This is a genomic window from Gordonia oleivorans (genome assembly GCF_040044975.1).
GTDB lineage: Bacteria > Actinomycetota > Actinomycetes > Mycobacteriales > Mycobacteriaceae > Gordonia > Gordonia oleivorans.
In genome coordinates this window covers 38,230-58,357 of record NZ_JBDZDI010000009.1, presented here as the reverse complement: position 1 = coordinate 58,357, position 20,128 = coordinate 38,230, and the positions used below count along the sequence as shown (strand labels likewise).

Genomic DNA, 20,128 nt, shown 5'->3' with positions numbered 1-20,128 from the left:
TCTGATCTTCGGGCAGGCCGAGATGACCTACCGCGAATTCGGTGACCGCGTCGAGGCGTTGGCGCGCGATCTGGCGGCGACGGGTGTCACGACCGACGTCGCGGTCGCCGTGGCCATCGAGCGTTCGCCGGAATTGCTGATCGCGATCCACGCGATCGTGCGCGCGGGCGGACACTACGTGCCGCTGGACATCGACGCACCGACGAGTCGCCTTCAGTACATGATCTCCACGGCCGGGGTGCGTGTCATTCTCACCGGACCCGACGTGCCCTCGGCGGTGACTGTGGTACTGGAAACACCAGACGTGCACGGCATTCCGGTGGTGGCCGTGGACGCTTCCGGACCTGTTCCCCGGAGCGGCGCACCGACGCCGGCGGCAACGGCAACGGCGATTCCCGAGTCGGCCGCCTACACGCTGTTCACCTCCGGCTCGACCGGAGCACCCAAGGGAGTCACGGTCTCGCACGCGGCGATCGTGAATCGTCTCGAGTGGATGCAGTCCGAGTTCGCGCTCGGGTCTTCGGACGTGGTGGTGCAGAAGACACCGGCAACATTCGATGTGTCGGTGTGGGAGTTGTTCTGGCCGTTGATGTCCGGCGCGACCCTGGTGATCGCCAGGCCGGACGGACATCGCGACCCGCGGTATCTCGCGGAGCTGATGGCCCGCCACGCGGTCACCACGGTGCACTTCGTCCCGTCCATGCTCGCCACCTTCCTCGACGTGCTCGGCGAGGACGACCGCCACGCGCTTACCGCGGTCCGGCAGGTCTTCACCTCCGGTGAGGCGCTACCGGCGGCCGTGGCGCAGGAGACGCTGACCGCGCTGCCCACCGCACGCCTGCACAATCTCTACGGTCCCACCGAGGCGGCCGTCGACGTCACGCATCACGAGGTCGTGCCCTCGGATACCGTGGTGCCGATCGGGGTGCCCATCGCGAACACGACCACCCACGTGCTCGATCGGCGTCTGCGTCCGGTGCCCGTCGGCATCGCCGGTGAGTTGTATCTCGGCGGCGTCCAGCTCGCGCGCGGCTACGCGGGCCGCAGTGACCTGTCCGCGGATCGCTTCGTCGCCAATCCCTTTGGTGGTGCGGGATCGCGGCTCTACCGCACCGGTGATCTCGTGCGATGGGACTCCACGGGCCGCCTCGAGTATCTGGGGCGTACCGATTTCCAGGTGAAGCTGCGCGGGCAGCGCATCGAACTGGGCGAGATCGAGGCCGTTCTCGTCGCCGTTCCCGGTGTCGTCCACGCAGCGGCGTCGGTGATCGATGGACCCGGTGGTCAGCAGTTGGTCGGTTACCTCTCGGGCACAATCGATCTGGATGATGTCCGGGAGGCGGTCGAGGATCGGCTGCCGGCGTACATGCGACCGACCGCCTGGATGGTGCTCGATCCGATGCCGTTGAGTTCCTCGGGCAAGATCGACCGTCGCGCACTGCCCCGACCACAGGTCGCCGACAGCGGGATCGTCGAACCCGCGTCGCCCGTCGAGGCGGTCATCGCCGAGATCGTCGCCGACGTCCTCGGCCTCGAGCAGGTGTCGGTCACCGCGGGCTTCTTCGAACTCGGCGGGAACTCGCTGTCGGCCACCCGCCTGGTCTCACGCCTGTCGAGGGCGCTGTCGGCCGACATCTCGCTGCGGACGGTTTTCGACTCGCCGAGTGTCCGTGACCTGGCGCGTCACCTGGACATCGGAGCCGGTTCCGTCCTGCCGCCGATCACCGCGGCACCGCGCCCTGGGCGCATTCCGTTGTCCTACGCGCAGCGCCGCATGTGGTTCATCAATCGCTTCGACCCCGACTCGTCGGCGTACAACATCGTGGCGGCGCTGCGCCTGCGCGGTGCCCTTGACGTCGATGCCCTGCATTCGGCGGTGGCCGACGTGGTGAGCAGGCATGAGGTCCTGCGCACCACCTACCCCGTCGTCGACGAGGAGCCGGTCCAGAAGATCTGGAGTACCGACAACGCTGTCGCGCAGCTTGATTGGGCGCAGGTGACAGATCTCGACGAGTTGTCGGCGGTGGCCGGCCGCGGTTTCGACGTCACCGTCGAGACTCCGCTGCGCGTGCGCGTCATGCGCGAAGCGGACGATCGGCACGTGCTGCTCATCGTGTGGCACCACATCGCCGGCGACGGAGAGTCCATCCGACCGTTCGTCACCGACCTGGTGGCCGCCTATCGAGCTCGTCGGTCCGGTGCCGAACCCGAACTGCCAACGCTCGCAGTGCAATTCGCCGACGTCGCGATCTGGCAGCGGGCCGTGCTGGGCGAGGTCGACGAACCCGATTCGGTCGTCGGCAGACAACTGGGCCATTGGCGTGAGACCCTGGCCGCGCTGCCTGATGTCATCGCCCTGCCGACCGACCGGGTCCGGCCCGAGGTCGCCACCCTGCGCACCGAAACCGTCGACTTCGAACTCGATCCCGATCTCGTCGGTCGAATCGTCTCGCTGGCCGATCACCGTGGCGCAACGACATTCATGGTGGTGCACGCGGCCTTGGCGGTGTTGCTGTCACGCCTGTCGGCCGGCCACGACATCGTGGTCGCGTCACCGGTGGCCGGGCGCGGCAGTCCGGAGCTCGATGACCTCGTCGGCATGTTCGTCAACACCGTGGTGTTGCGCACCCACGTCGACTCGGCGGCGGACTTCGGCGCGCTCTTGGACTCCGTCCGCGATACCGACCTCGACGCATTCGCGCACAGCGACCTACCATTCGAGTATCTGGTAGAGAAACTCGCCCCGGTGCGTACCCAGGCGTTCGCGCCGCTCGCGCAGGTGATGCTCAACGTCCTCGACGACACCCCGGGAATCGTCGAGTCGACCGACCTGAGCATCGAACCGTTGCCGACACCGGATCGCCCGTCGCAGATGGACATGACGTTCGAGATCGTCCGGGGTCGGGATCTGTCCCCGTGGCAGGCGAGTGTGCGGTACGCGACCGATCTCTTCGACAGGTCGACGATCGTCGCCGTCGTCGACCGTCTGATCCGCATCCTGGAGGCCGTCACCGACGACCCGACCATTGCCGTCGGCGACGTCGTGATCACCTCGCGTGCGGAGCAGCAGCTCCTCGCGGCGTTGCCCCGACCCGGGCGGCAGAATCCGAACGCCGCGGCCACGGTACTCGATCTCCTCGATGAGGTTGTCGTACGTCATCCGGATCGCATCGCCGTCACCGCCGGTGGGCAGAGCCTGACCTACGCCGAACTCGATCGGCAGTCGTCCAGGCTGGCCGCCTCCCTGCTGGATGCCGGGGTGACACCGGGCTCGTTCGTGGGCTTGGCGGTACGTCGCTCGACGGTGCTTCCGGTGGCGATCATCGCGATTCTCAAGACCGGCGCCGCCTATGTCCCGATCGACGTGAGCAATCCCGACGATCGGCTGCGGCACATCATCGACGATGCGTCGCCGGCCTGCATCGTGGTGGATTCGACGACGCGGGAGTCACTTCCGGCCACCGATGCCGCTCGATTGGATATCGACGACCTGCCCGCCCATGGCGGCACCCGCCTCCGCGATGTCACGGTGCGCCCCGGCGACGCCGCATACATGATCTACACCTCGGGCTCGACAGGTCGACCCAAGGGCGTCGTCATCGGGCATCGGCAGGTCGTCGCACTCATGGATGGCGCCGCCGAACTGTTCGAGTTCACCGAGGCCGATGTGTGGACGATGTTCCACTCCTACGCATTCGACTTCTCGGTGTGGGAACTGTGGGGGCCGTTGCTCACCGGCGGACGTCTGGTCATCGTCGATCGTGATCTTGCCCGTGACCCCGACGAATTCCTCCGCCTGGTGCGCGACGAGGGGGTGACCGTCCTCAATCAGACGCCCTCGGCCTTCTATCAGTTCATCACCGCCCGTGAACGTGCGAACGCCGATCTCCCGTTGCGTTACATCGTCTTCGGCGGGGAGGAGCTGAGCTTCGACCAGGTTCACCGCTGGTACTCGACGGATCCCGATGACCGGCCGACCTTGGTCAACATGTACGGGATCACCGAGACGACGGTGCACGTCACCTTCGCCGAGCTGGACGCGTCGATGGTGGGCCACGGTGGTCCCAGCGTCGTCGGGCGTGCCCTGAGTGCCTTGGGTATCGCCATTCTGGACGAACGTCTGCACCCCGTTCCGCCCGGCGTGGTGGGCGAAATCTACGTCGCGGGAACACAACTCGCGCAGGGCTATCATCGACGTGCGGCGCTCACGGCGACGAGATTCGTGGCCGCCCCGGCCGGGGCGGGCGACGTCGCCGGAACCCGGCTGTATCGCACCGGCGATCTGGGTCGACGCGTCGGCGATGACATCGAATACATCGGCCGCGCCGACTCACAGATCCAGTTGCGCGGTTTCCGCATCGAACTCGGTGAGGTGGAGGCGGCACTACGCCGTGTACCGGGAGTCGTCGCGGCAGCGGCGGACACCCGACGCGGCAGCGGGTCCGACGTCACCCTGGTGGGCTACGTCGTGGGCGGCGAGCAGTCGGATGACCGCGCACGGACGCTCGACCCGAAGGCGGTACGCACGGCGGTCGCGGAGTTCGTGCCCCAGTACATGGTTCCGGACGTGATCACCGTCGTCGAGTCGATTCCGTTGACATCCAACGGCAAACTCGACCGACGGGCGTTGCCGGCACCGGTGATGGAGAGCGACGCAGAGCTCATCGAACCCGGGACCGATGACGAAGCCGCAGTGCTGCAGATCTTCGCGGAGGTGCTCGGCATCGACCACCTCGGTGTCACCGAGTCGTTCTTCGATCTCGGCGGGAACTCCCTGTCGGCGACCCGCCTTGCCGCGCGCGTCGGTGAGGCCTTGTCGGTCGAGGTATCGGTGCGAAGCGTGTTCGATTTCCCGTCGGTGCGTGAACTGACCGCCGCGCTCGCATCCGGCACGAGTCGGATCGCCCCGGTGGTGCCGGTGATCCCACGGCCGCAACGTATCCCGTTGTCTTTCGCGCAGCGGCGCATGTGGTACGTCAACCGAATCGATCCGTCGTCGGCCGCCTACAACATCCCGATGGTGCTTCGTCTGAGTGGTGACCTCGACGTCGACGCGCTGCACGCGGCGGTGCTGCATGTGGTGGCGCGGCACGAGGTGCTGCACACGACGTTCCCTGCCGTCGATGGTGAGCCGTATCAGAAGATTGCCCGGGCATCGTCGGTGGCCGCCCGATTGGACTGGGATGTCGTCGACTCCGAGTCCGGGATCGCCGAGGCGGCAGAAACCGGATTCGACGTGACCACACAGTGGCCGATCCGAATCCGCCTGTGGGAGCAGGCCTCCGACGAGCATGTGCTCGCGGTGGTGGCCCATCACATGGCCTTCGACGGTGAATCGATGAGTCCCTTCGTGACCGACCTGACCTCCGCCTACGCGGCCGAGGCGCAAGAGCGGGAACCGGAACTGGCTCCGCTGGGGGTCCAGTTCGCGGACTTCGCTCTCTGGCAACATGACGTACTCGGCGACGCCGACGATCCCGACTCGGTCTTCGGGCGTCAGCTCGCGTACTGGCAGCGCAGTCTCGCGGGTGTGCCGGACCTGGTGGAACTGCCCACCGACCGGCCACGTCCACCGGTGGCCAGTGGTCGCGGCGATCGTGCCGAGGTCGAGATCCCGGCCGAGGTCGTGCGGCAGATCGGCAGCCGCGCACAAGAATTCGGTGTCACCCCGTTCATGCTGGTACACGCGGCACTGGCCGCGATGATCTCGCGCCTGACCGCCGTCGACGACATCGCCGTCGGCACGCCGGTCGCCGGGCGAGGGCAACGGGTCCTCGATCCGCTGGTCGGGATGTTCGTCAACACCCTGGTTTTGCGCACCACCGTCGATCAGGGCGGCGCCTTTGCCGACCTGCTCGCGGAGGCGAAAGCCGTCGACGTCGAGGCGTTGTCCCACTCCGATGTGCCGTTTGAGGCCGTCGTCGACGCGGTGCGGCCAAGGAGGTCGGACGCCTTCGCGCCGTTCACGCAGGTGTGGCTCACCTTCGACCAGGCGTCGCTGCCTGATTTCGGCGGTTCTGATCTTGGTGGCTCGGATATCGGGGGACAAGTCGCCGGCCTGACGGTGTCACCGTTGTCCGCCGAGACCGTGCCCGCCCGAGTCGACCTCACCGTCGGCATCGCCCCGACACCGCAGGCCCCGACACCGCAGGCCCCGACACCGCAGGCATGGACCGTCTCGTTGCTCTATGCCACCGACCTGTTCGATCACGCCACCGTCGTGCAATTCGGTGACCACCTGGTCGACATCCTGACGGCCGTCGTGGCCGATCCCGGTATGGCGGTGGGAGATCTGCCGCTGGCCACGCGTGATCGTTCGGCGGCGGCGGAGCCGGCCGCCGCAGACGTGGCCGTCGGAGCAGGCGGATACCAGGTGGTGGATCCGCTCGAGGGCATCGCGACCGAACCCATCGCGGTGAGTGGTCCCACGGTGGCGCCACGGTTGCTGCGTGAACTGTTCGCCGATGCTGCCGCGAACTTCGGGTCCCGGCAGGCAGTGATCGATGCCGACGGCGAGATGCTCACCTACGCACAGCTCGACGAACGCTCGAACCGGTTGGCGCGCTGGCTGATCGGACATCGGATCGGCACCGAGTCGCTGGTCGCGCTCGCCATCGGCCGATCCGCCCGGCTGCTGACCGCCATCTGGGCGGTGGCCAAGACCGGCGGCGCCTACGTCCCCATCGACCCGGATTACCCGGCCGAGCGCGTGACGGCGATGGTCGAGGATTCCGGTGCGGTCCTGGGATTGACGGTGAGCGAGGCCGGTGACCTCCCCGCCACCGCCACGGGCTGGTTGCGGCTCGACGATCCGGCGATCGCCGCGGAGATCGAGGCGATGGACGGTGAACCCCTCACCGACGCCGAACGTCGTCTGCCCGATCGGGTGCACAACACCGCCTACGTCATCTTCACCTCGGGCTCGACCGGACGACCCAAGGGCGTGTCGGTCACCCACACCGGACTGGCCAACTTCGCCGCCGAGGAACGACGGCGATCCAGCGCCGACGAGTACGCACGCGTCCTCGGATTCGCGTCGCCGAGTTTCGATGCCTCCGTCCTGGAGTATCTGCTGGCCACCATCAGTGGTGGAGTGCTGATCTACCGTCCGAGCGGCGCGGTCGGCGGGCCGGAACTGCAGGACCACATGATGCGTCAGGCGGTCACCCACACCTTCCTGACACCGACCGTGCTGTCGACCCTGCAGTCGAGCGCATTACCGGCGCTGCGTGTGGTCTATGCCGGTGGCGAGGCCGTGCCACAGGGACTCAAGGACGACTGGTCGGCGATGCGCCGAATCCAGAACCTGTACGGTCCGACCGAGACGACCATCGGTGTGACCATCAGTGAACCGATGCAGATGGGTACGCCGGTCTACCTCGGCGGGCCGATCAACGGTGTCGGACTGCTGGTGCTCGACGGCCGCCTCAAGCCGGTCCCCCCGGGCGTGCCCGGCGAACTGTACGTCGTCGGCCACGCGATCTCCCGCGGATACCTTCACCATCCGGCGCTCACCGCCGCGCGTTTCGTCGCCAATCCCTATGGCATCCCCGGCGATCGGATGTATCGCACCGGAGATGTCGTCCGCCGGCGCACCGACGGCTCGGGACACCAGGTGCTCGAGTACTCGGGCCGCAGCGACGACCAGGTCAAGCTGCGCGGACTGCGCATCGAACTCGGCGAGATCGAGAGTGCGCTCACCTCACACCAGGCGGTGGACTCGGCCGTGGTGGTCGGTGTCGGCGGTTCGGTCGCGACGTCGCTGGCCGCCTACGTGGTCGGCGACACCGAGCGGATCGACATCGCCGAGCTGCGGGCGTTCCTCGCCGATCGGGTGCCCGCCCACATGGTGCCGTCGTCGATCGCTGTCCTCGATGCGCTGCCGCTCACGCCGGTGGGCAAACTCGACAAGGCGGCGCTGCCCGAACCGGTCGTCGAGGCGGGGGAGTACGTGCCCCCGGCCGACGACACCGAGGCCGCGGTCGCGGCGATCTTCGGCGAGGTGCTCGGGATGGCCGAGGTGTCGGTCACCGACTCCTTCTTCGATCTCGGCGGCAATTCGCTGTCGGCCACCAAAGTGGTTGCCCGGGTGAGTGATCGGCTCTCCACCACCGTCGCGGCGCGCGACCTCTTCGACGCGCCCACCGTGCGGCGGTTGGTGCGGGCGGTCGCTGGTCGTGGCGTCGACGATCGTGAACCACTCGTCGTCGGGCCGCGACCCGAGCGCATCCCGCTGTCCTTTGCACAGCAGCGGATGTGGTTCATCAATCAGTTCGACACCACCTCGCCCGCCTACAACGTCCCGGTCGGCCTGTGGGTGACCGGCGCCCTCGACACCGACGCACTGCGCGCCGCCGTCGGCGATGTGCTGGACCGTCACGAGATCCTGCGCACCGTCTTCCCGGCGGCGGGCAACGACCCGGCAGACGACGACAGCGCAACGCCGTATCAGCGTGTGCTCGGGGTCGGCGAGGCAATGGATCGGCTCGACTGGGCGGCCGGCGCCGACGTCGACGCGGTGCGTGCCGCCGCGACCGAGGGGTTCGACGTCACCGCCGACCTACCGATCCGGGTTCGCGTCGCGCACCGCACCCCCGACGAACACCTCCTCGTGCTGGTGACCCACCACATCGCATCCGACGCCGAGTCGGCGCCGATCCTCGCGCGAGATCTGATCACCGCGTATGAGGCCCGGGCGGCGGGGCGCACGCCGCGGTGGGTTCGGCTCGATGTGCAGTACGCCGACTTCGCGTTGTGGCAGCGGCGGATTCTGGGATCGATCGACGATCCGACGTCACGTCTGTCGGCACAACTCGATCATTGGCGCGACGAACTCGCCGATCTCCCCGAGGTGCTCGCGCTTCCGGCGGACCGTCGACGTCCGGTGGTCTTCGATCCGACGGCGGGGACCGTCGACTTCACCTTCGATGCGGAGATGCTCGGGTCGATCGCGAATCTCGCACAGGAGGTCGGCGGCACCCGCTTCATGGTGGTGCATGCCGCGGTGGCGGCCGCATTGTCGCGGCTGTGCGCCACCGACGACGTGGCGCTCGGCACAGCGGTGGCCGGCCGTGGTGATGCCGCGCTCGACGAGATGGTCGGCATGTTCGTCAACACGGTGGTCCTGCGCACCGTCCTCGATCCGGCCGAACGGGTGCGCGACCTGCTGACACGTGTTCGTGATCGAGATCTCGACGCCTTCGCCCATGCCGATGTGCCGTTCGATCAGGTCGTCGAGGCGTTGGCGCCGCGGCGTTCGACCGCCCACGCACCGCTGTTCCAGGTGGGTTTCAACTACCTCGTCGGCGCCGACATCGGCGACACCGCTCAGGAGTCACTCGGCGCGCTGGGCATCGCATTCGAGGAATCGGCCGCCCCGGCGACCAAATTCGACATGTCGTTCTCCTTCGTCGAATCGGCGCTCGCCGACGGCGCCGAGACGGCCGAGTTGCGCGGTGAGATCCAGTACGCCACAACCCTGTTCGACACCTCAACGGTCGAGCGGTTCATCGGGGTGCTGCGGGCGGTCGTCGCAGCGATGGTGGCCGACCCGGATCGGCTCGTCGGAGACATCGACATCGTCGACCCGGACACCCGGAACCGGCTGGTGCCGGCGACGTCCCGGCGATATCCCGACGTGACGGCCGCGACCCTCATCGAGATGCTCGACGCCCGCGATCTCGACGCCGATCGTCCGGCCGTCATCGAAGGCGACGAGGTGATCTCCCACCGCGAGTTCGAGGAGCGGACCAATCGGCTGGCGCGTGAGTTGATCGCCCGCGGTGTGGGTCCGGAGGTTCCTGTCGCCGTCGGGATCTCACGGTCAATGGAGTCCGTCGTCGCGGTTTGGTCGGTACTCAAGGCGGGCGGGGCGTACCTGCCGGTGGACCCGCGTCACCCGGCCGAGCGGATCGCGCACATGCTCACCGACTCGGGGGTTGGCGTCGGTGTGACCCGGGCCGCCGACCGAGCCGCCTTCGACGACGTATCCTCCACCGAATGGGTGGTCCTCGACGAGCGGGGCACCGACGAGCAGGGCACCGACGAGCAGGGCCCCGACGAGCAGGGCACCCGGGCGCGAACGGCCATGCACCCGGCCGCGGCCATCGACGCCGCCGAGCGGCGTGGACCGGTGACGCTCGACTCGCTGGCCTATTTGATCTACACCTCCGGGTCGACCGGCCGCCCCAAGGCCGTTGCGGTGTCACACCGCGGCGTGGCCGACCTGGTCGCCGAACAACGAGCCCTCAGTGGCCTGGGCGGGTCCGCCGAGGACCTACGCGTGCTCCACGTGGCATCGCCGAGCTTCGATGCGGCGTTCTTCGAGATGATCTGGGCGATCGGTCTCGGCGGCACCTTGGTGGTCTCACCCGCAGAGGTCTACGGCGGAGACGACCTGACGCAGGTCATCCGGGCCGGCGCGGTGACCGACATGGTGATCACGCCGTCGGTGCTCGCGACGCTCGATCCGGATCGGTTGCCGACGCTGCGGCACCTGACCACCGCCGGCGAGGCCTGCCCGCCCGAACTGGTGGATCGCTGGGCCCCGAGAGTGGCGATGTCCAATCTGTACGGCCCGTCGGAGACCACGGTGTGGGCCACTGTCGCAACGATGGGGGTCGATCGGCCGGTCACCATCGGCCGGCCGGTGCACGGATTCTCCGCCGTCGTACTCGACAACCGGCTGAATCCGGTGCCGGTCGGCGTGGTCGGCGAGCTCTACCTGATGGCCGACGGCCTGGCGCGCGGGTATCTGGGTCGTTCTGCGCTCACCGCGGAGCGGTTCGTCGCCGCACCGTTCGGGCGGCCCGGTACGCGGATGTACCGGACCGGCGACCTCGTGCGCTGGACCCCGGGTGCCGAACTCGACTACGTCGGACGTTCGGATTTCCAGGTCAAGGTCAACGGGCAGCGTGTGGAGCTCGGCGAGATCGACGCCGCGCTGGTTGCCGATCCCGCTGTGGCGCAAGCCTTCACCCTGGGTGTGCCGGGGCCGCGGGGCAACATGCGGCTGGTGGCCTACGTCGTCGGCGCGAGTGCCGATCTCGACGTCGCCGCGCTACGCGAGCGGGTGGCGGGAGGTCTCGCCGAGTACATGGTGCCCTCGGCGATCGTCGCCCTCGACGCCATCCCGCTCACCCCGACCGGAAAACTCGACCGGGCCGCGCTCCCGCAGCCGACGCTGTCCGACGACGAGGGTCACCACGCTCCGTCGACCCCGACCGAACAGGTCATCGCCGACGTCTTCGCCATGGTGCTCGGACAGAAGCGGGTGTCGGTCACGCAATCGTTCTTCGAACTCGGTGGCGACAGCATCATGTCGATCCAGCTGTCCTCGCTGCTGCGTGCGGCGGGGCTGTCGGTGTCGCCGCGGGAGATCTTCGTCCACCGCACGGTCCGCGGCCTGGCCGCGGTCGCGCGGGCCGATCGGGGCGAGTCCCTGGCCGAGCTGACCGGCGGCGCGGTGGGGCCTGTCCAGACGCCGCCGATGGCGCACTGGTTGCTCGAACATGCCACCACGCCAGGCGATCTCGATGATTTCTCACAGTCGGCGGTGCTGGTGCTGCCCACGACGATCGACGCCGGTGACCTGACCGAGGTGATCACAGCCGTCGTCGAGCACCATGCGATGCTCTCGGCGACCATGCGCGTCGACGACACCGGCACACCCGAACTGATCGCCGGCACCCCGTTCGATGCGACCCGCTGCGTCCACACCGTCGAGGCGGCCGGCGCGCCCGGTTCGGCGGAGTTCACCGAGGCGATCACCACGGCACATGCGCAGGCGCTGACGCGTCTCGACCCGTCGTCGGGTGTGATGACACAGTTCGTCGCGGTGGTTCCGGCAAAACATTTTGCGCCCGAACATGATGCGCCGGGACGGCTCATCGCTGTGGTGCATCACCTCGCCGTCGACGCCGTGTCGTGGCAGGCCATCATCACCGATCTCGCCACCGCGTGGGCGCAGCGCGCGGCCGCCGCACCCATCGAGCTGCGACCGGTCGGCACCTCATATCGACGCTGGGCCGCCGTACTCGGTGAGCTCGCCGCCGGGGATCACCGATTCTGGGAACGACAACTGCCGATCGACGGGGCCGGTATCGGACGCCCGTTCGACGGTGAGCGCGACCGGCTGTCCACAGTGTGCAGCCACGCCGTCGATCTGGACGAGTCGCTCACCGAGGCGCTCCTGACCCGTGTCGCAACGGCTTTCGCCACCTCCGTCGACGATGTCCTGCTGGGCGCGCTGACGGCCGCTCTCGGTCAACTCGGCGGCGACCGGATCTCGGTGCTGCTCGAGGGACACGGCCGCGAGGAGGAACTCGCACCCGGAGCCGACCTGGCACGAACGGTGGGGTGGTTCACCTCCATCGCGCCGCTGACCGTCGAGGTCGCCGACGTCGCGATCGACGACCCGGACACCCTTCTGTCAATGGTCAAGACGGTCAAGGAGATCCGCCGCGCCATGCCGGACGGCGGGCTGTCCTTCGGGCCCGCGCGCTACCTCGATCCGTCCTCGCCCCTGCGGTCGCGACCGCTGCCGGCCGTCGGCTTCAACTACCTCGGCAACGTCGGTACCGGTGGTGCCGGTGGCGAGGTAGCGCAGGAGTCGACGCCCACCCCGTTCACCCCTGCGCCTGAGCGATATGAGCTCCCGGCGTCGGTGTCGGGGGCATTGGTGGCGCCGGCGTCGTTGTCGGTCAACGCCGCCGTCGCGGTGATCGATGGTCGCCGCACCCTGCACGCCGATTTCTCCTTCCCCGCAGCGGTTCTCGCGGAGTCGGAGGTGGCCGGGATCGCGCAGCGGTGGACCGCAGCGCTGGGCGCGATCGTCGATCACCTCGACGCCGGCGCCCGACCGGGCCGTACCCCATCGGATGTTCTCGCCCCCGGTGTGACCCAGATCGATGTCGACGAGATCGATGCGGTGCACCCGGAGGCGCAGATCTGGCCCCTCTCGCCGCTGCAGAACGGTCTGTACTTCCAGGCCGAACTGGCCGCGGCCGATCACCTGCCGGACGTGTACATCACCCAGGCGACCATCGGTCTGCGCGGCGCGGTGGACCCGGACCGGATGCGGGCGGCGGCCGATGCGGTGATGGCGCGTCACGCGATCCTGCGATCGGGGTACCGGCGCACCTCGGCGGGCACCGTGGTGGCCGTGGTGCCCCCGGTGGTCGCCGCGGAGTTCTCCACAGTCGACCTCCGGGAGGTTGCCGAGCAGGAGCGGGACGAGCGCCGCGCCGCGCTCGCCGACGAACTGCGCCTGCGGCGGTTCGACATGTCGCGGCCCGGGCTGATCCGGTTCACCCTCGTCATCGAGGGCGATCGGCGACACAGCCTCATCATCACCAACCACCACATCCTGTTGGACGGGTGGTCGGGCCCCCTGCTGATCACCGATCTGCTGACGATGTATCTGACCGGCGCCGACACGGATCCGACCGGCACCTCCATGACGGCCGAGCGTGGGGACGTGCCCGACTATGATGCCTTCCTGCGCTGGCTGGGCCGGACCGACCCCGATGCCGGGCTTGCCGCCTGGCGGGAATGCCTACGGTCAATCGACGGTCCCACCCTGGTGGCGCCGGTGACCGAGACGGCATCGCAGCGACCACTGCCGCAGGATCTGGTCGTCGAATTGGACGGCTCGACCACCGCGGCGCTCGCCGAACTGTCCCGGACGCACGGCGTGACGATGTCGACCGTGGTGCAGGGCGCGTGGGCGATCCTGTTGTCGCGGATGACCGGTCAATCGACCGTGGTCTTCGGTGAGACCGTCTCCGGGCGGCCCGCCGACCTCGACGGTGCAGCCGCCATCGTCGGGCTGTTCATCAACACCATCCCGGTCGTGGCGACGGTGGACTCGGACATGACGATCGGTGGTGTACTCGCCGAACTGCACCGGTCCAAGACCGCCGTTCTCGACCATCATCACCTCGGCTTGGCCGACATCGCGGCCACGGTGGGGGAGAGCGTCCTCTTCGACACCCTCACCGTCTACGAGTCCTACCCGGTGGACACCTCCGCCGCGGCCGAACTGACCGCCGACGGCGGGCTCACGGTGAGCGCGGCATCCGGTCGTGATGCCACGCACTACCCACTGAATCTGGCCACCTCCCCGACGCCGGACGGGCTCACGCTGTCACTCAAGTACCTGCCGGATGTCTTCGACGAGGCGACCGTGTCGGCATTCTCCTCGGCACTGGTGCATCTGCTCGAGACGATGGCGGCAGAACCCGGACGCCTACTGCGCACCGTCGGTCTGCTCGATGCGCGGGCCGCCGCGGGCCGGCTCACCCGACGCGGACCCGAACCCGAGGACACCCTCACGCTGCCCGAGATGCTGCAGCGGTCGGCGGCGGCACATCCGGAATCCACCGCGGTGATCTGGGGAGATCGCACGCTGCGGTATCGGGAACTCGACGAGCAGAGCAATGCGCTCGCGCGGCTGTTGCTCTCGCATGGCGTCGGGCCGGAAGAGGCTGTGCTGGCGGCATTTCCGCGCTCCGATCTGGCGCAGGTGGTGCTCTGGGCGGTGGTCAAGACCGGAGCCGTCTTCACCCCCGTCGACCCCAAGTACCCCAGCGATCGTGTGCGCATGGTGGTCGAGGACAGCGGCGCGCGCCTCGGATTGGTCGACGCATCCGCCCGGTCGGAGATGCCCGACGGCGCGGAATGGCTGGGCGTCGACCATTCGTTCCTCGAATCCGTTGTCGCGCAATGGTCCACCGCACCGATCTCCGACCTCGAACGGGGCCACGGGATCCGGCCGGACAACGCGGCGTACATGATCTTCACCTCGGGATCGACCGGACGGCCCAAGGGCGTGATGGTCACCCACAGCGGTCTGCGCAACGTCGCCACCGGGCTGCGTGACGAGCATCGGTCGAACTCGTCGAGCCGGTGGCTGGGGGTCAGTTCCCCGGCGTTCGACGCCTCGATGATGGAGGTCCTCGGTGCCTACGTCGAGGGCGGCACGATGGTCGTGGCGCCGGCCGACACCTACGGTGGACCGGAACTGGCCCGATTCATCCGCGAACACGATGTGACACACGCATTCCTGGTGCCCAGCGTTGCCGCGTCGATGCCGACCTTCGGTGACGGAGCTCTGGCCGACCTGCTATTGGGTGGTGAAGCCGTCCCGGCGAGCGAGATCGCACGATGGACGGCCGCGGACTCCTCACGGGCCCTCTACAACGTCTACGGTCCGACGGAGACGACGATCATCGCGGTGACCTCCGCTGCGATGCGCGGTCAACCGATCACCATCGGCGACGCCCTGCCCGGCGTGCACACCCTCATCCTCGATCAGTGGTTGCGGCCGGTGCCCACCGGAGTCGCCGGCGAACTGTATCTCGCCGGGCCGGCACTGGCCCGGGGCTACGCACACCACGGTGGGCTGACCGCCGAGCGATTCGTCGCCGATCCCTACGACGCGCCCGGATCGCGGATGTACCGCACCGGTGATCTGGTGCGCTGGCGCTCCGACGACACCATCGAGTATCTCGGTCGATCGGACTTCCAGGTCAAGGTGCGCGGACTGCGCATCGAGATGGGTGAGATCGAATCGGCGCTGCGGCGCGTCGACGGGGTGGCCGCGGCCGTGGTCACCGCCGTCGAACGCCCGGCCGGAACGGCGCTGGCCGCCTACGTGGTCCCCGCCGAGGGGGCCCGGCCCGACCGGCGGACGATCCTGGCCGATCTCGGCCGGCTGCTACCCGCCTACATGGTGCCGGCGAGTCTGACGATCCTGGACCGGATGCCGCTGGGTCCCATCGGCAAGCTCGATCGTCGGGCCCTGCCGGAGCCCGAGTTCACCGCGACCGAGACCGTCGCGCCGAGGACTCCGGCCGAGAAGGCGATCGCCGCGGTGTTCGGCGAGGTCCTCGGGATCGCCGAGGTGTCGGTGATCGAGTCCTTCTTCGACATGGGTGGCAACTCGTTGTCGGCGACGCGGGTGGTCGGCCGGCTCGGCGACCTCGTCGGCGACCGCGTCGGTGTGCGGACGCTGTTCGACCACCCGACGGTGGAGTCGCTCGCCGGCCATCTCGATCACACGCGAACACGTCCGTCGGCCCCGATCGTCGTCGGGCGGCGGCCCGATCGTGTGCCCTTGTCACTGGCGCAGCAGCGGATGTGGTTCATCAACCAACTCGATCCCGCCTCGTCGGCGTACAACATCCCGACGGTCCTGCGGCTGACGGGTGATCTGGACGTCGAGGCCCTGCGCGCGGCGCTCGACGACGTGATCACCCGGCACGAGGTCCTGCGCACCATCTATCCGGCGACATCCGGCGACCCGGCACAGCAGATCATCGATGCGCGGACCGCCGCCGACGATCTCGATTGGGCGGTGGTCGGTGATCTCGATTCCGTCGTCGCCTCGGCCACCGACGGGTTCGACGTGACCACCGATCTGCCGGTGCGGGTGCGATTGCTCGACGAGTCACCATCGGGCGACGAGCCGCGCCACCTGCTGTCGGTCGTCGTGCATCACATCGCCGCCGACGGCGAGTCGATGGCGCCGCTGGTGCGCGATCTGATCGTCGCCTACGACGCACGACACGCAGGACGTCGGCCGGACTGGCAACCGCTGCCGCTGCAGTTCGCCGACGTCGCCGTGTGGCAACGCGAGATGTTCGGTGCGGCAGACGATCCCACGTCGCTCCTGCACCGCCAACTCCGGTACTGGGCGGATCAGCTCGCCGGCCTCCCCGACGTGGTGGCGCTGCCCGCCGATCGCATTCGCCCCGCGGTGGCCTCCCACATCGGCGACAACGTCGACTTCGAGATCCCCGCCGACACCGCTCGACGGATCACCGAGGTGGCGCGGACGTTCGGGGTCACACCGTTCATGGTCGTGCATGCGGGGTTGGCGGCCCTCGTGGCGCGGCTGTCGGACACCGACGACATCGCGATCGGCACACCGGTTGCCGGGCGGGGCCGGCCCGAATTCGACGACCTCGTCGGCATGTTCGTCAACACGTTGGTGCTGCGTACCCGGGTCGAGCAACAGTTGTCGTTCGCCGACCTCGTCGCACAGGTGAGAGCTGTTGATCTGGAAGCGTTCTCGCATTCCGAGGTCCCGTTCGAGTCGATCGTCGACGAGCTCAATCCCACTCGCTCGCAGGCGTTTGCGCCGTTGACGCAGATCATGTTGACCTTCGAACAAGCCGCGATGCCCGAACTCGCGGGCGGCGACCTGCCCGCCGATGAGGTCGCCGACCTGCGGGTGACGCCGCTACCGCCGATCGAGTATCCGGCGAAGCTGGATCTGACGGTCGGAGTGAGTGTGGCCGAAGCAGATTCGCCGTGGCGAGGTTCCCTCATCTACGCCACCGACCTGTTCGACGAATCGACCGTGGTGACCTTCGCCCGGCGCCTGGTCGCGATGATCGACACCCTGACCCGCGATCCGCAGGCGGCGATCGGTGACATACCGATCTACATCGACGGCGAGATCGACCAGGTCGTGGCGGCGTCGGTGGGCGCACGGGTCGAGGTCGAGCCGGTGACACTGACCGATCGTGTCGACCGGCAGATCGCGGCCACGCCCGACGCGGTGGCGCTGGTGTTCGGCGAGACCGAGATGACCTACGGGGAGTTCGGTACCCGGGTGACCGCGCTGGCGCGAGCGTTGATCGATCGGGGAGTGGGCGCCGAAACGGCTGTCGGCGTGGCGATTCCGCGTTCTGTCGAGCTTCTGGTGGCGGTGCATGCGGTGGTTGCCGCCGGTGGTCACTATGTGCCGGTCGACACCGACGCACCGGTCGAACGCGTCCGCTACATGCTCGAGACCGCCGACGTCGAACTGGTGATCGTGGCGGCCGAAACCTGCGCAGACTCTGTAGCGACCGCGGGCGTCGAGGTGTATCCGATCGAGTGCACGGGCCCCGTTCCGCAGGGCCCGGCATCGCCGATCTCCGACGCCGACCGACCGCAGACCTTGCGCCCGGACTCGGCGGCCTACACCTTGTTCACGTCGGGATCCACCGGACGCCCCAAGGGAGTGACGGTCTCGCATCACGCGATCGTCAATCGACTCGAATGGATGCAGTCGAGGTTCCCGTTGACCGGTGACGATGTGGTGCTGCAGAAGACGCCGGTGACCTTCGACGTCTCGGTGTGGGAGTTGTTCTGGCCGTTGATGGTCGGTGCCCGTCTGGTCATCGCCCGTCCCGACGGCCACCGGGATCCGCGGTATCTGGTCGCTGTGATGTCCGAACAGGCGGTGTCCACGGTGCACTTCGTTCCGTCGATGCTCTCGGCGTTCGTCGATGTCGTCGGCGCCGAGGCGATGGCCGGGTTGACGTCGCTACGGCAGGTGTTCACCTCCGGTGAGGCGTTGGGATCGTCGGTGTCCCGGTCGGCGCTGAGCACGCTGCCGAACGCCGCCGTGCACAACCTGTACGGCCCGACAGAGGCGGCGGTCGATGTGACCCACCACGAGGTGCGCGCGAGCGACAAGGCGGTCCCGATCGGAGTGCCGATCTGGAACACCACCACCTACGTGCTCGACCGGCGCCTGCGTCCGGTGCCCGTCGGCGTGGTCGGGGAACTCTATCTGGGTGGCGTGCAGATCGCCCGCGGATACGCCGCGCGCGCGGATCTGACCGCCGACCGATTTGTCGCGAACCCGTTCGGCGCACACCCGTTCGGCAACCCCGGCGAACGCCTCTACCGCACCGGTGACCTGGTTCGCTGGAACCGCGCCGGGGAGTTGGAGTACCTCGGTCGCGGCGACTTCCAGGTGAAGCTGCGCGGACAGCGGATCGAGCTCGGGGAGATCGAGGCCGCGCTGGCCGCCGCGCCGGGGGTCGTGCACGCCGCGGCGACGGTCGTCGACCTCCGGGGCGATCAGCGCCTCGTCGGCTACGTCAGTGGTGGCGATCCCCGGGCCGGTCTCGCATCGGTGGATCTGAATGCCGTCAAAGAGTTTGTGGCACACCGATTGCCGAAGTACATGTGCCCGTCGACGTGGATGGTGGTCGACACCATGCCGCTCAGCACCGCGGGCAAGATCGATCGCAGCCGACTGCCGTCGCCGGTGTTCGAGGCGGCCGAGTACGTGGCGCCGTCGGGTGAGACCGAGACGCTGGTGGCCCAGACCGTCGCGTCGGTACTCGGCACGGATCGGGTCGGCGCGACGGAATCGTTCTTCGACCTGGGTGGCAATTCGCTGTCGGCGGTCCGCGTGATCGCGGCCCTTCGGGAAGTGACCGGCCGCGACATCGAACTGGCGTGGTTGTTCGCCGATCCGACCGTGCGGGGCCTGGCCCAACGGCTGGCCGCAGGCCCGCAGATGGAATCGGCATCGGCTGACATCGTCATCGGGTTGCGCGCCGAGGGGCGGGGAGCACCGCTGTTCTGTATTCACCCGGCGGGCGGATTGGCGTGGCTCTACGGCGGACTCGCGACCCATCTGCCCGGACGTCCCATCTACGGGGTGCAGGACCCGCATGTCGTGGCCGGCGAGACCGCGGCATCGTCGATCACCGAGATGGCGCGACGATACGTCGAGGAGATCCGGTCGATTCGTGGCGAGGGTCCTTATCACCTCCTGGGGTGGTCCCTCGGTGGGGTGATCGCACACGAGATGGCGGTCATCCTGGAAGCCGAGGGGGCCGAGGTCGGTGTGGTGGCATTGATGGACGCGATGGTCAGTTCGCAGATCACCGACGACATGGCGTCCAACGCCCCGGATGCGGCCGACCTTCTCGGCGCCTGGCGGGTGCTGTTCGATCTCGACCCCGCGCCGACCGAGGGATCCGGGGACCGTGACGTGCGCTCCGACGACATCGCCGCGCTGATACGCGAGCAACTGGGCGCGTCGGGTCTGGTCGGCGACGACCAGATCGACCGGATCATGGACAGTTTCCGGCTGTCGGAGGCCGTCATGGCCGAGCATCGACCGCGAGTATTCGGTGGTGACCTCACGGTCTTCACCGCGACCGCCGACAAGGCGGAACCGGCGATGATCTCCGACAGTTGGCGACCACTGGCGGCCGAGGTCACCAACGTCGACGTCGACACCGCTCACCTGGGCATGGCCGGCGCCTCGGCCCTCGCGGTGATCGGTCCGCGCCTGTCGGTCGCCCTCGACGACGCCGAGGACGACATGTAG

The 20,128-nt window shown here is 68.4% G+C and carries 1 protein-coding gene (cut by a window edge); it reads left to right on the top strand.

Annotation, left to right across the window (positions count from 1 at the left end; all coding sequences use genetic code 11):
• A protein-coding gene (locus ABLE92_RS14780) for a non-ribosomal peptide synthase/polyketide synthase (protein WP_348805543.1) crosses the window boundary here: on the top strand, window positions 1-20,128 show its 3' portion. 14,549 nt of this gene lie to the left of the window's left edge; only the last 20,128 of its 34,677 coding nucleotides appear in the window; the start codon falls outside the window, past its left edge; its stop codon occupies window positions 20,126-20,128.